This is a genomic window from Paraburkholderia piptadeniae, assembly GCF_900007165.1.
GTDB classification, from domain to species: Bacteria; Pseudomonadota; Gammaproteobacteria; order Burkholderiales; family Burkholderiaceae; genus Paraburkholderia; species Paraburkholderia piptadeniae.
The window spans coordinates 31,701-44,795 of the sequence record NZ_CYGY02000072.1 but is presented as its reverse complement, the minus strand read 5'-3'; the positions used below and the strand labels follow the sequence as shown (position 1 = coordinate 44,795).

Annotated in this window: 12 protein-coding genes; 9 read left to right on the top strand and 3 right to left on the bottom strand. The window is 63.9% G+C overall.

The features are described from left to right. Window positions 1–195 precede the first annotated feature (195 nt). The 4 genes from BN2476_RS34430 to BN2476_RS34415 are packed head-to-tail and all read left to right on the top strand — an operon-like array spanning window position 196 to window position 4,498. The gene (locus tag BN2476_RS34430) at window positions 196–1,404 is read left to right on the top strand and encodes an efflux RND transporter periplasmic adaptor subunit (RefSeq protein ID WP_087738656.1); all 1,209 of its coding nucleotides are present in this window, start codon (window positions 196–198) and stop codon (window positions 1,402–1,404) included. Window positions 1,405–1,409: 5 nt separating this feature from the next. Beyond that, the gene (locus BN2476_RS34425) at window positions 1,410–2,129 is read left to right on the top strand and encodes an ABC transporter ATP-binding protein (RefSeq protein WP_087738684.1); all 720 of its coding nucleotides are present in this window, start codon (window positions 1,410–1,412) and stop codon (window positions 2,127–2,129) included. A gap of 33 nt (window positions 2,130–2,162) precedes the next feature. Further along, complete coding sequence (locus tag BN2476_RS34420) at window positions 2,163–3,317, top strand: ABC transporter permease (RefSeq protein ID WP_087738655.1); 1,155 nt, start codon at window positions 2,163–2,165, stop codon at window positions 3,315–3,317. A gap of 14 nt (window positions 3,318–3,331) precedes the next feature. After that, window positions 3,332–4,498, top strand: a complete 1,167-nt coding sequence (locus tag BN2476_RS34415) for an ABC transporter permease (protein ID WP_087738654.1) — start codon at window positions 3,332–3,334, stop codon at window positions 4,496–4,498. A gap of 42 nt (window positions 4,499–4,540) precedes the next feature. Here BN2476_RS34415 and BN2476_RS34410 read toward each other — a convergent pair whose 3' ends face one another. Further along, complete coding sequence (locus BN2476_RS34410; RefSeq protein ID WP_087738653.1) at window positions 4,541–4,978, bottom strand: YciI family protein; 438 nt, start codon at window positions 4,976–4,978, stop codon at window positions 4,541–4,543. A gap of 336 nt (window positions 4,979–5,314) precedes the next feature. Here BN2476_RS34410 and BN2476_RS34400 point away from each other — a divergent pair, with 336 nt between their 5' ends. Together BN2476_RS34400 and BN2476_RS34395 are read left to right on the top strand one after the other, a co-directional pair. Then, the gene (locus tag BN2476_RS34400; protein WP_235851092.1) at window positions 5,315–5,806 is read left to right on the top strand and encodes a GNAT family N-acetyltransferase; all 492 of its coding nucleotides are present in this window, start codon (window positions 5,315–5,317) and stop codon (window positions 5,804–5,806) included. A 234-nt stretch (window positions 5,807–6,040) separates the two neighbouring features. Then, window positions 6,041–8,383: a bifunctional diguanylate cyclase/phosphodiesterase gene (locus BN2476_RS34395; RefSeq protein WP_087738651.1), complete on the top strand. Its 2,343-nt coding sequence runs from the start codon at window positions 6,041–6,043 to the stop codon at window positions 8,381–8,383. Window positions 8,384–8,426: 43 nt separating this feature from the next. Here the strand turns inward: BN2476_RS34395 and mnmH are convergent, their stop codons facing one another. Then, complete coding sequence (gene mnmH, locus BN2476_RS34390) at window positions 8,427–9,485, bottom strand: tRNA 2-selenouridine(34) synthase MnmH (RefSeq protein ID WP_087738650.1); 1,059 nt, start codon at window positions 9,483–9,485, stop codon at window positions 8,427–8,429. 213 nt (window positions 9,486–9,698) lie between these two features. Between mnmH and BN2476_RS34385 the strand changes: the two genes are divergently transcribed. Next, window positions 9,699–10,307, top strand: a complete 609-nt coding sequence (locus tag BN2476_RS34385) for a CBS domain-containing protein (RefSeq protein WP_087738649.1) — start codon at window positions 9,699–9,701, stop codon at window positions 10,305–10,307. A gap of 45 nt (window positions 10,308–10,352) precedes the next feature. Here BN2476_RS34385 and cobA read toward each other — a convergent pair whose 3' ends face one another. Next, on the bottom strand, window positions 10,353–11,114 hold the full coding sequence (cobA, locus tag BN2476_RS34380; protein WP_087738682.1) for a uroporphyrinogen-III C-methyltransferase: 762 nt from the start codon (window positions 11,112–11,114) through the stop codon (window positions 10,353–10,355). A 646-nt stretch (window positions 11,115–11,760) separates the two neighbouring features. Here cobA and BN2476_RS34375 point away from each other — a divergent pair. Both BN2476_RS34375 and BN2476_RS34370 read left to right on the top strand, forming a co-directional pair. Further along, the gene (locus tag BN2476_RS34375; RefSeq protein ID WP_143811111.1) at window positions 11,761–11,991 is read left to right on the top strand and encodes a hypothetical protein; all 231 of its coding nucleotides are present in this window, start codon (window positions 11,761–11,763) and stop codon (window positions 11,989–11,991) included. 66 nt (window positions 11,992–12,057) lie between these two features. Beyond that, window positions 12,058–12,948, top strand: a complete 891-nt coding sequence (locus BN2476_RS34370; protein WP_087738647.1) for an SMP-30/gluconolactonase/LRE family protein — start codon at window positions 12,058–12,060, stop codon at window positions 12,946–12,948. Window positions 12,949–13,095: the final 147 nt, after the last annotated feature.

The following is a 13,095-nucleotide window of genomic DNA, read 5'->3' as shown; positions in this document are numbered from 1 at the left end:
CCTTTTCGAATAATCGGATGTCGACGCCAAGACTGTAAAGCAATCGCACGCCTGCGGACAAAAGTACAGGCGATGCGCAGCGCTATACTGTGGGCCCGACTACAGGACAGGTAGCCGGCATGGCAGCGCGCCGATGCGCTCTTCATCACATGAGGCGTCTGGAATTGCACGAGCCATCCGGCGACGACATATAAATTGGCAGATCACGATCTGAAGCGGCTCAAAATCGACCGGCCGGCCGTCGCTACGGGCGGCCGCCGGCGCAACTGGATCGGCTACGGGGCCGTCGCGCTGCTGCTGGCCGGCGCGCTCTTTTTCGGCCTGAGGCTCGCCGGTCCGCAGACCGTCGACACCACGACCGTGGTGTCCGCTTACCCATCGCAAACCTACACGCTGCTCAACGCGACGGGCTACGTCGTGCCGCAGCGCAAGGCGGCCGTGGCATCGAAGGCGCAAGGGCGGCTCGAATGGCTCGGCGTGCTCGAAGGCACGCGCGTCAAGCAGAACGAGGTGATCGCACGGATCGAGAGCAACGACGTCGAGGCTGCGCTCGCGCAGGCGAAGGCTCAGGTCAAGGTCGCGCAGGCCAATCTCGCGCTGCAGGAAGCGGAACTGAAGAACGCCGAAATCAATCTGCGCCGCTCCGCGATACTCGCGCCGAACGGCGCCATTCCCGCGACCCAGTACGACGCCGATCTCGCCCGCTACGACAAGGCAAAGGCGTCGATCGACAACAGCCGCGCCGCGATCGTGTCGGCGCAGGCGAACGCGCAGGCCGCGCAGGTCGCCGTCGATCAGACCGTGATCCGCGCGCCGTTCGACGGCGTCGTGATCGAAAAGCACGCGAATGTCGGCGACAACATCACGCCGTTCTCGCAGGCGTCCGACAGCAAGGGCGCTGTCGTGACGATCGCCGACATGGCGACGCTCGAAGTCGAGGCCGACGTCGCCGAATCGAACATCGGGAAGATCACCGTCAACGAGCCGTGCGAGATCCAGCTCGACGCGCTGCCAGAGGTTCGCCTCGCGGGCAGCGTGTCGCGCATCGTGCCGACCGTCGACCGCTCGAAGGCGACCGTGCTCGTCAAGGTGCGCTTCGTCGATCGCGACGAACGCGTGCTGCCCGATATGAGCGCGAAGATCGCGTTCCTGTCGAAGCCGGTGCCGCCGCAGGACAGGCAACCGGTGGTCGCGGTGCAGCCGGCCGCCATCGTCGAGCGCGGCGGGCGCAAGGTCGTGTTCGCGATCAAGGACGATGCCGTGCGTGAAGTGCCCGTCACGACGGGAGCGACGCTCGGCGAACTGGTTGCCGTCAGCGGCGTGCGTCCCGGCGATGTGCTGGTGCGCTCGCCCAGCGAGCACATCAAGGACGGCGCGAAAGTCACCGTGGCGAAGAAGCCGTGAACCACATGAGTCACGACGCGAGCGCGGCACTGAACGAGGCGATGCCCCTCGTCGATATCCGGCACCTCGTCAAGTCGTACCGGCGCGGCGTGCAGACGGTGCCCGTGCTGTCGGACATTACGCTCTCGATCGGCGATGGCGATTTCATCGCGTTGATGGGACCGTCGGGTTCGGGCAAGAGCACGCTGCTCAATCTGATCGCGGGCATCGACCGGCCGGACGGCGGCGAGCTGCGCGTCGGCGGCGTCGATATCACGCGGCTCTCCGAAGCGTCGCTCGCGCAATGGCGCGCGGCGCATGTCGGCTTCATCTTCCAGTTCTACAACCTGATGCCCGTGCTGACGGCGTTCGAGAACATCGAGCTGCCGTTGATGCTCACGCGCCTGACGCGCAAGGAGCGCCGCGAGCGCGTGGCGCTCGTGCTCGACATGGTCAATCTGTCGAACCGCGCGCATCATTATCCGTCGGAGCTGTCGGGCGGCCAGCAGCAGCGCGTCGCAATCGCTCGCGCGCTGATCACCGATCCGACGCTGATCGTCGCCGACGAACCGACGGGCGACCTCGACCGCGCGTCCGCCGAGGAAGTGCTGTCGATGTTGAAGCGGCTCAACCGCGAGCTGGGCAAGACCATCATCATGGTGACGCACGACGCGCATGCGGCCGGCGCAGCAAGGGCGCTCGTGCATCTGGAGAAAGGGGAGCTGATCGATGGAACGGCTCGCTGAAATGCCCAATGAAGCGCGCAATCGCAGGCTGCCATGCATCTGCTGAAGCTGATCACGCGCAACGCGCTGCGTCACAAGCTGCGCACGATGCTGACCGTGCTCGGGCTGACGATCGCCGTGCTCGCATACGGGCTGCTGCACACCGTGGTCGACGCGTGGTACGCGGGCGCGGCGGCGGCGTCGAACGCGCGGCTCGTCACGCGCAATGCGATCTCGCTTACGTTTCCGCTGCCGCTCAGCTACGAAAACCGCATTCGAGGCGTCGAGGGCGTGACGATGGTTGCGCGTTCGAGCTGGTTCGGCGGCATCTATCGCGAGCCGAAGAACTTCTTCGCGCAGTTCGCGGTGTCGGACAACTATCTGGACCTGTACCCGGAATTCATTCTGCCCGCGCAGCAGCGCAGCGATTACGAACGCGACCGCAAAGGCTGTCTGATCGGCAGGCAGCTCGCGAACGCGTTCGGCTTCAAGGTCGGCGACGTGATACCGATCAAGGGCACGATCTATCCGGGCACGTGGGAATTCACGGTGCGCGGCATTCTCGATGGTCGCGACGAATCGACGATCACGCGTCAGCTGATTTTCCACTGGGACTATCTGAACGAAACGGTGCGCAAGATGCCGGGGCGCAAAGCCGATCAGGTCGGCGTGTACGTGCTCGGCATCGCGAACCCCGACGATGCCGCCGCGATCTCGCGCAACGTCGACGCCGTGTTCAAGAACTCGCTTGCCGAAACGCTCACTGAAACGGAGCAGGCATTCCAGCTCGGCTTCGTCGCGATGTCGAATCAGATCATCGCGGCGATCCGTCTCGTGTCGTATGTGGTGATCGTGATCATCATGGCCGTGATGGCGAACGCGATGGCGATGAGCGCGCGCGAGCGCACCGTCGAATACGCGACGCTCAAGGCGCTCGGCTTCGGACCGGGCTTTCTTGCGCTGCTGATGTTCGGCGAATCGGTGACGATCAGCGCCGTGGGCGGCGCGCTCGGCATGCTCGCGACGCCGCCCGCAGCGAGCTTCTTCAAGCAGGCGACGGGTGGCGTGTTTCCCGTGTTCGTCGTGTCGCACCAGACGATGCTGTCGCAGGCCGCGTGCGCGCTCGCAGTCGGCCTCGCTGCCGCGATCATTCCGGCGATGCAGGCCGCGCGCGTGCGGATCGTCGAAGGCCTGCGGGCGATCGGCTAGAGGCGAGGTCTATCGTGGCGATCCCGCTCTCGTACATCGCTCGCAACCTGTGGACGCGCCGTCTGACCACGGCGCTCACCGCGAGCGGACTCGCGCTCGTCGTGTTCGTGTTCGCGACCGTGCTGATGCTCGATGCGGGCCTCAAGAAAACGCTCGTCTCGACGGGCGAAGAAGACAACGTCGTGGTGATCCGCAAAGGCGCCGAAACGGAAGTGCAGAGCGCGATCGACCGCGCTCAGGCCAACGTCATAGAAATGCATCCCGCCGTTGCGATGGGCGGCGACGGCAGGCGCATGGCGTCGAAAGAATCCGTCGTGCTGATCTCGCTGCTGAAGCTCAGCACCGGCAAGCCGTCGAACGTCGTGATACGCGGCGTGTCGCCCGCTGGCATGAGCTTGCGGCCGCAAGTGAAGCTCGCATCGGGACGCATGTTCAGTCCCGGTTCGTCGGAGATCATCGTCGGCAGCAGCGTCGCGAAGGGCTTCAGCGGCACGCAACCGGGCGAGCATTTGCACTTCGCGCAGCGCGACTGGACCGTGGTCGGCACGTTCGACGCGGGCGGCAGCGGCTTCGATTCGGAAATCTGGGGCGACGTCGACCAGTTGATGCAGTCGTTTCGCCGCACCAGTTATTCGTCGATGGTGGTGCGCCTCACGCAGTCCGATCAGTTCGATGGCTTCAAACAGGATCTCGACGTCGACCCGCGCCTCGCCGACGAAGCAAAGCGCGAGCAGACGTTCTACAGCGACCAGTCGAAGGCGCTCTCGACCTTCATCAACATTCTCGGCTTCACGCTGTCGACGATCTTTTCGATTGCCGCGATGATCGGCGCGATGATCACGATGTATGCGTCCGTCGCGAATCGCGTGGCGGAGATCGGCACGTTGCGCGCGCTCGGCTTCCGGCGCTCGAACGTGCTCGCCGCGTTTCTCGTCGAAGCGATGTTGCTCGGATTCGTCGGCGGCGTGGCGGGCCTGGGCTGCGCGGCCTTCATGCAGTTCGCGTCGTTTTCGACCACCAACTTCCAGACCTTCGCGGACCTGTCGTTCCGCTTCATCCTGACGCCCGCCATTGTCGTGAAGACGCTCGCGTTTTCGATGACGATGGGACTCGTCGGCGGATTCCTGCCCGCGATGCGCGCCGCGCGCATGAGCATCGTCGATGCCCTCCGTACACGTTGAGCATGCATCGAGCGCGTTCCATTCCGCCCGACGAGCGAAGCGTCACTTCGCCTTGTTCGCCTGCCGTTCGATGTCTGCCCGCAAGCGGTCTTCCTGTTCGCGCAGCTCGGGCGTGAACTCGTCGCCGAAATCTTCGGCCTCGAACACCTGACGGATTTCGATTTCCGATTCGCCTTCCATCGGATTCGGGCAGCGCCGGACCCATTCGACGGCTTCTTCCATCGACTTCACTTGCCACAGCCAGAACCCGGCGATCAGTTCCTTCGTCTCCGCGAACGGCCCGTCGATCACGGTGCGCTGAGGGCCCGAGAAACGCACGCGCTTGCCGCGCGAGCTGGGATGCAGGCCTTCGCCCGCGAGCATCACACCCGCCTTGACGAGCTCTTCGTTGAAGTTGCCCATGGCGGCCAGCAGTTCGGTATCCGGCATCTTGCCGCTTTCCGAGTCGCTCGTTGCCTTGACGATCACCATCACTTTCATCGTTGCTTCTCCTCGAATGGGTTGTCGATACCGCGCGATCAGGCGGCTTTCATCGTTACGACGTTCGACGATAGCTGAAATCGACAGCGTGCGAACGTTTGATGAATCGAAATGGCGGCTTGCGATCGTCGAATGCGTAAAGTTCGCTCGCTTCGTTCGACGCGCTTTGTCCGCTGATTCCCGCTTCGGCTTCGATGTGCACGTTGGCGCTCCGTATCAGATAGTGGGAAATGCAAGCGCGCTGCGCATCGTGCACAAACGTTCAAGACTGCGCGCTGTCGCGAGCACTACGCTGTGTCGCGTACGGATGATCCGGGTATTCAGCGCGAGGGCGACATGTCGGCTTCAATCATGCATCAAGTGCATCCTTCAATTCGCGAAGCCGTTTTTCCGGCCGATACGGCGGCTCTTGTCGCGATCATTCGCGAGTATGTGCAATGGCTCGACATGGACCTGTCGTATCGCGGTTTCGAACATGAAATGCAGACGTTCGAGCAGACATATACGTTGCCATCGGGCCTGTTTTTCGTCGCGGAAGCAGACGGCGACATAGCGGGCTGCGTGGGACTTCTGCGTCATTCGAATGAAATTGCCGAAGTGAAAAGGCTCTATGTGCGTCCTGCATATCGTGGCCTTTCGCTTGGGGAGAAACTCATCGCATCGGCGATCGGCAAGGCAAGCGCGCTGGGATACGCGAAGCTCGTGCTTGATTCCGTTCCTCAAACGGCCTTCGCGCAGCGTTTGTACGAGCGTGTGGGCTTTACCGAAACGGCTGCCTATTATGCGAATCCCGTTGCGGGGACGCGCTTTCTCGAACTCGTCCTCTAAAGGGGAAGAAGGACGCGCCCGATCGCTGTTGATCTCACGCTGAGGGAGGATCACGTTGCACCCACGACGCAATTGACATTCGGTGCAACTAATTGGCGCTCGCGAAGCGTGCAATTGTCAAATGCAGCATCAGTCGATGCCAACGCGCATCGCTCTTTTCGTATGAAGTATCAACCTCGGGCCAGAGTTGCCGTTATACATCGGCAGAGTCACCGGAACTGGCCTGAGCTCAACATGCTTTCCTCCCTAACGGAACGGACGTCCGACGCCGGATTGCAACACCGGTTTCACCGACGTTCACTGGAACATCAGCGACCCCTTGCGACCATGACGATGGCGTTTACCGTCATCGTATTCATGGCGTTCGCGTTCGCGCGCTGCTTTGTGGCAGGGCCGGCCGTGCCGCTCATCTGGCGGCTTGCGTGCGCTGCGTGCCTTGCGTCGCTGGTCGCCGCGATTGCCCGCGCGAAGAGCATTTCGCAATTCGGCGCGCTCGGCGTCGCGTATATGCTCGTGTTGCTCGCGGGGCTCGCGTTGAATGTCGATGGGCTCGACGTGCCGTTGGTATGGGCGCTGCCCGCAATGGTCGCGATTCCCGTCTGCGCGGCGCCGCTGTGGCTTACGCCTGCGCATTTTTTCGTCGGCAGCGCGCTCTTTTGCGCAACGGGCGTGCCGCTGCTGATGAGCCTGCCGCGCGCGCAAGGCGATGCGAATGTCGTGTGGTGGATGTGGCTCGCCATCGCGCTGCCGACGGCCGCCGTGTTTCATTTCGGCTTCTACCGCTTCAGGCGCAATCACTTTCTGCTGGAAGACCGCCTCACGCGCCTCGCCGCAACCGACCCGCTGACGGGACTGCACAACCGCCGCGCGTTTCTCGACCAGGCGGCGTTGCGTCTATCGAAGCTGGATGGCGAGGCGAGCGTCAGCGCCGTCTTTCTCGACATCGACCGCTTCAAGTCGCTGAACGACCGGTTCGGTCATGCGGTCGGCGATCAGGCGCTATCGAACGTCGCGCGCGTGCTGACGGAGATGACGACGCCCGCCGACATCGTAGGCCGTATCGGCGGAGAAGAATTCGTGCTGCTGCACGACGCCGCGTTGCGTCCCGCCGCGCAACTCGCCGAAACGTTGCGCATCGCAATCGGCCGCATTGCGCGTCCCGATGGCCTCTTGAGCGCGAGCTTCGGCGTTGCGCAATACCGATGCGGCGAGAGCGTGATGGCGCTGCTCGATCGCGCCGACGAGGCCTTGCTGCGAGCGAAGCATACGGGGCGCGACTGCGTGTGCGTCGAGCGCGCGGCGCCCGTCGATCCCGTGCAACTCACATGGGCGCATGATCGCGCGGAAGGGGCTTCGTCGGAGCCGCTTCGCCAGTTGTGGGACGACTTCTGGCTGACCTCGCACTTCCAGCCGCTCTACAGCCTCTCGCACCAGAAGCAGGTCGGCTTCGAGGCGTTGTTGCGCGGCGAGCGAGAGGACGGCTCGCACGTGCCGCCCGCCGTGCTGTTCTCGCCGAGGCCGTTCAGCGATCAGGGCGATCTCGACCGCACGAGCCACGCGTTGCATCTCGGCAATGCGCGCCGCCTGATCCCTGATGACGCATGGGTCTTTCTCAACATCCTGCCTGCGACTTTCGTCGCCGACGGCTATGCCGACCAGCTTGCGCAACTCGCGGGCTCGGCGGGGCTTGCGCCGGATCGCGTGGTGCTCGAACTGCTGGAGTCGCACGGCAGCAGCGTCGACGACATGTCGCGCGCGGCAGGCCAGTATCGCGAGCACGGCTTTCTGATCGCCGTCGACGATTTCGGCGCGGGCCATTCAAACCTCGACCGTCTGCTGCGCATCCGGCCCGACCTCGTGAAGCTCGACGGCGAGTTGATACGCGCAACGAGTCCGGGCGTCGAGCAGCCGATCTTGCCGAAGCTCGTCTCGCTGCTGCATCAGGCGGGCATGCTGGTCGTGGTGGAAGGCGTCGAGACGACGGAGCAGCTGATTCTCGCCGTCGAATCGAACGTCGACTTCGCGCAAGGCTTTCTGCTGGGCCGGCCGTCGCCCTCCGTCACGCCGCCCGATGCCGTGCACCGGCGCATCGATCACGCATTCGATGTGATCGCGCAAGGGCGCGCGCATCAGCATGCGCTGTTCGAATCGGAAGTGCGGCCGTACCGGCGGGCGCTCGATGCGGGCGTCGACGCATGGCTCAAAGGCGTGCCGCTCGACGACGCGTTTTGCGATCTCGCGCAGCTGGAGCTATGCGTCAGCTGTTTCGTGCTCGACGAGACGGGGCGGCAGATCGGACATGAAGTGATGGGCAAGGCGTCCGCGTTCGAAGGCGGCTCATTGCATCCCGTCGCGAATCCGCGCGATGCGCGATGGGACCATCGGCCGTATTTCCGCAATGCCGTGCTGCGTCCGGGCGTGCCTGTCACGAGCAGCCCGTATCTGTCGCTGGCGAGTGGCAGGCCGTGCATCGCGGTGACGGTCGCCTTGCAGTCGCATGAGGGGCGCTGCGTGGTCGGCGCGGAACTGGACTGGTCGCTGCGGCGTCTGCCGTGGCCGACGGCCGAGCAATGGTGATGCGTTACGCGCTGACGCTTCAGCGCATCGATGCGTTAAAGCGTTAGCGCAATTGCGCGAGCAGCGAGCGCGCCTGTTCGTGGATATCGGCATCCGTCGGACGAAGCGCGAAGCGCATCGACTCGGGCAACTGCGCAAAATGCTTGCCCGTGCTGCGCGCGTAGGCGGGGTCATAGTGCAGGTCGATCAACTGCTCGAAGAGTTCGACGCGTTTGTCCTCGTCGATCATTTTCTGCCATTCGCCGATTCTCGCGTGACCGTGCAACTCGAGCAGCTTCGCGAGTTGCGCCTTGAAGAACTCGCGGTTGTCGAAGAGGTGCGCATAGTCTTGCAGCAGCAGACGGATGCGCTCGCCGCGCTCCGTTTCCACGCGGATGCACGTGCCGCGATGAATCTGCTCCGTCAGCGAGACGGGCAGCGAGACGGAACCGATGCGCCGGCTTTCCGCTTCGACGAATACGGGCCGATCCGGATCGAGTCCGCGCAACGCGGAGACGAGCGCGGTATCGAAGGCCTTCTGCGAAGGCTGCGCCTCGTTGGGCAGCATCCCCAGAATCGAGCCGCGATGCGACGCGAGTCCTTCGAGATCGAGCGTTTGCGCATCGGTTTCGGCAAGCGCGTTCAGGAGCCGCGTCTTGCCGCTGCCCGTGTGGCCTGCGAGGACGACGTAGCGGAATTGCCCCGGTAGTGCGTCGAGCGACTCCACGACGGCGCGCCGGTAGCTCTTGTAGCCGCCGTCCAGTTGCCGCGCGCGCCAGCCGATCAGGTTGAGCCAGGTCGTCATCGACCCCGAGCGCTTGCCGCCGCGCCAGCAGTAGACGAGCGGCTTCCAGTTGCGCGGACGGTCCGCAAAGGTCGTTTCGAGGTGCGCGGCGATGTTGCGCGACACCATGGCCGCGCCTTGCCGGGTCGCCTCGAACGGCGACACCTGCTTGTACATCGTGCCGACGATGACGCGTTCCTCATTGGACAGCACGGGCGCATTGATCGCGCCGGGAATGTGGTCCTCGGCGAATTCGAGCGGCGTGCGGACATCGACGATTTCGTCGAAGTCCGAGATCTGGTCGAGTGGGGCGAGAAGCGATTTCAAGGGTTGAGGCATACGGGCCGTCGTGGTGCGACGTAATACGCAATTATCGCATGTCGGCGTTTTTGCCCCGCTTTTGCCGGCTTTTTCCGTGTTCGGGCAGCGACAGCGCGCCGCGCGCAAATGCCTCACGTTATGATGTAAACTGGCAGCAAGCGATGAAAGCTGATGTGCATCGCGGGAATTGCCGTTTCATGCACGGTCAACGCACCCTTGGGGAGGGCCAACATGTCGATCTCGTCGGTATTGAACTGGTGTTTCGGGAACCCGAGTCATCACGTCGGGCCGGAGAATGACCGCGCGAGGGGCGACGGTCAATCGAACCAGGGAGAAGGCCGGGCGCGGGGGCAACAGGACGATCGGCGATCGATGCTCGGCGAGTTGCAACGGCAAGCCTATTTCCAGCAGCTGCTGCAGCTCACGTGCGCGGACGTGATGCGCAAGCCGCCCGTTACCGTCACCGTCGACGATACCATCGGCGCAGCGCTGAAGCTGCTCGATTCGCACCATATCAAGCTATTGCCCGTCGTCGATGCGGAGAGCTGTCTGAAAGGCGTGGTTACGCATGTCGACCTGCAGCCGCTCGATGCAGTTCTGCCTTTTCTCAAGCTCGCGTCCGATACCACTGTGTCCGAGAGCGAGCGGCGCGCGCGGCCCGTGACCATGGTGATGTCGCGCAAGATCCGCTGCGTTGCGGAGACGACGCCGCTCACCGATGTCATTCCGCTCTTCACGCAAAAAGAAGGGCATCATCATTTACCCGTCGTGGGCGAGGGCGGCCGTGTGGTCGGCGTGCTGACGCAGGCCGGCATCATGAAGATCATGTGCGGGCAATGAGCGGGCGCTGAGCAATCGAATCGCCAGGCTAATCAGCCGGCGCGCTCACGCGCTCAGCCGACACATCGACTCGCTGCGCGCGGCCAGTTGCGCCACGCCTTCTCCAATCGCCGCGCCGATCAGAATCACGGCAGGGCTCGCAATATTTTCCGACGCGGCACACGCCGCAATCTCACCGAGCGTCGCGCACACGCGCTTTTCGCGCGACGTGCCGGCCCATTGCACGACGGCCGCGGGCGTGTCGACGGGCAGTGTCTTGCGGAGCGCTTCGCTGATGCCGTCGATGCGGCTCGCGCCCATGTAGATCGCGAGCGTCATGCCCGTGGCAGCGAGCGTCGCCCAGTCGGGTTCGCTGCCGTCGCGCAGATGCGCCGTCACGAAGATCACGCCCTGGCAATGGTCGCGATGCGTGAGCGACACGCCGAGCCCCGCTGCCGCCGCAAAGCCGGATGAGATCCCGTTGACGATATCGACGTCGATTCCCGCGCTGCGCAGATCCGCGATCTCTTCGCCCGCGCGGCCGAACAGCAGCGCATCGCCGCCCTTGATCCGCACGACGTGCCGGCCTTGCAGCGCGTAGCGGCGCATCAGGCGCTGGATGAACGCTTGCGGCGTCGACTTGCAGCCGCCGCGCTTGCCGACCTTGATCACGCGCGCATGAGCCGCCTTCAGCGTCGTGATCTCGTCGTCGACGAGATCGTCGATCAGCAGCACGTCGGCGGCCGCGATTGCCTTCGCCGCCTTGAAGGTGAGCAGGTCGAGATCGCCGGGCCCCGCGCTGACCAGTGTGACTTTGCCCGTGTTCATCCGTTTCTCCATCGCGTGTGTTCGTCAATCGATGCCGCCAATGCAAACGGCGTCCCGCTCGTGCTTGCACGAAGGGACGCCGCTGTCCTGTCTGCTTTCTTAACCTGTTCCCGTGGCGGGCTGCGCGCCCGGACCGGATGCCGGCGCCTTTGCCGGCGAACGGCATTACCGCAAGAACGGGGCCAGTGGCCGAAACGCTTGAGGCCTCCATTGTATGCAATGGCGCAGCAGGCTTCGTTGCGCGCGGACGAATCGACTGTGCGATGCAATGCGTCTGACGATTGCAGTGCGATTGGGCAGCGCACTTGCGCAGTGCTGCGACGCACCACCGAAGTGCTTGCGAGCATCATGATGATTCGCTGATCGCGGCCGCTTTCGAATCAACGTGATCGTCACATCGCCTGCGCGCGCGGCCATCCAGCGAAACCTCGCGCATGGCATATGACTTGCAGTACCGAACTGCCGCGGCGTCGACGACGAGCCGCGCCGCAGCAAACCTTCGCAGCACTTTGCAGCATCGAATTGGACAACGGCGTCCCCTCGGTCTGGTCTTCGAACCGGATTGGCGGGACGCCGTTGCCGTTTACTCTCGCGTTCTTCGCGTCGCATGCGCACGAATGCGGCACGACAAGCACCTGGAGACGACATGAAGCAGCGCCTCTCGACGTTGATCGACTTCTTCACCCGCGATCGCGGGCCCGTGGCTCCCCTCGCCAGCGAAGAAGACAGCCGCCAGCGACATGGCGCGAGCATGCGTCCCGAACGGCTCAGGGAGCGGCGCGGACCGCGCGCGCGGATGCAACGCTGCGATGCGCACAGACTGGTTCGCGCGACGGACTGCATGCGAAGAACGGCTACGACGCTGAACGTTGCATGATTGTTTGCTACTGTTGATTGATCCGCGCCGCGTGCGTTTTGCAGACCCACGAGAGAGGACCACATCATGCAGACGTTCGAATGTGTATTGCCCGCTGCCGCCGCGCTCGGCGAGTGTCCGCGTTGGGATGAGCGCCGCGCGAAGCTGTGGTGGGTCGATATCCAGGCGCCGGCGCTGCATGGTTTCGATCCGAAGACAGGGCAGGATGTGGCGATTCCGATGCCCGAGAACATCGCGTGCTTTTCGCTGACGGAAGACGACGGTTTCATCGCCGGCATGCGCACGGGCATCTTTCTGCTGGACGCGAAAGGGCAGGTGGTGCGCAAGCTCTGCGCGAACCCGGAGAATCCCGCGACGAGCCGCTTCAACGATGGCCGCTGCGATGCGCATGGCCGGTTCTGGCTCGGCACGCTAGACGAACCGAAGGCGGGCAATGCCGCATCGTTGTACCGCTACGCAAACGGCGAGCTGACGAAGATCGACGCGGGCCTGCTGACGTCGAATGGCATGGCGTTCAGTCCCGACTACTGTTGGTGTTATCACTCGGATACGCCGCGCTTCACGATCTACCGGCATCCGTATGACGTCGACAGCGGCGAGGTCGGGCCGCGCGAAGACTGGGTGAAGTTCGAGCCGACGCCGACGGATCGCGGGCGTCCCGATGGCGCGTCGGTGGATAGCGAAGGCTGCTACTGGTCCGCGCTGTACGAAGGCGGACGTGTGGTGCGCATTTCTCCTGAAGGCAAGGTCGTCGGCGAATATCCGCTGCCCGCGCGCTGCCCGACGATGTGCGCGTTCGGCGGCGACGATCTGCGCACGCTTTATGTGACCACCGCGCGCCAGGGCCGTCCCGCCGAGGAACTCGAGCAGTATCCGCAATCGGGCGGGGTCTTTGCGATGCGCGTGTCCGTGCCGGGGCTCATCGAAAAGCGCAGCGCATTGCGCGTGACGGATTGAATGGGCGATCGCGCACGCATCGAATCCGGCGTCGCCTTCATCATGCTCTTCGTGCAGCGTCTGTCGCGGACGGACGGGTCGCGCACGAGGTTGCCGTTATCATATGCGGCTGATAAAGAACAAAACGATCAGCATGTCCAGCACTCC

Coding starts and splice junctions, on each gene's coding strand:
- BN2476_RS34425 (WP_087738684.1), top strand. CDS start 1,410: ATGAGTCACGACGCGAGCGCGGCACTGAACGAGGCGATGCCCCTCGTC.
- BN2476_RS34420 (WP_087738655.1), top strand. CDS start 2,163: ATGCATCTGCTGAAGCTGATCACGCGCAACGCGCTGCGTCACAAGCTG.
- BN2476_RS34410 (WP_087738653.1), bottom strand. CDS start 4,978: ATGAAAGTGATGGTGATCGTCAAGGCAACGAGCGACTCGGAAAGCGGC.
- BN2476_RS34400 (WP_235851092.1), top strand. CDS start 5,315: ATGTCGGCTTCAATCATGCATCAAGTGCATCCTTCAATTCGCGAAGCC.
- BN2476_RS34395 (WP_087738651.1), top strand. CDS start 6,041: ATGCTTTCCTCCCTAACGGAACGGACGTCCGACGCCGGATTGCAACAC.
- mnmH (WP_087738650.1), bottom strand. CDS start 9,485: ATGCCTCAACCCTTGAAATCGCTTCTCGCCCCACTCGACCAGATCTCG.
- BN2476_RS34385 (WP_087738649.1), top strand. CDS start 9,699: ATGTCGATCTCGTCGGTATTGAACTGGTGTTTCGGGAACCCGAGTCAT.
- cobA (WP_087738682.1), bottom strand. CDS start 11,114: ATGAACACGGGCAAAGTCACACTGGTCAGCGCGGGGCCCGGCGATCTC.
- BN2476_RS34375 (WP_143811111.1), top strand. CDS start 11,761: ATGAAGCAGCGCCTCTCGACGTTGATCGACTTCTTCACCCGCGATCGC.
- BN2476_RS34370 (WP_087738647.1), top strand. CDS start 12,058: ATGCAGACGTTCGAATGTGTATTGCCCGCTGCCGCCGCGCTCGGCGAG.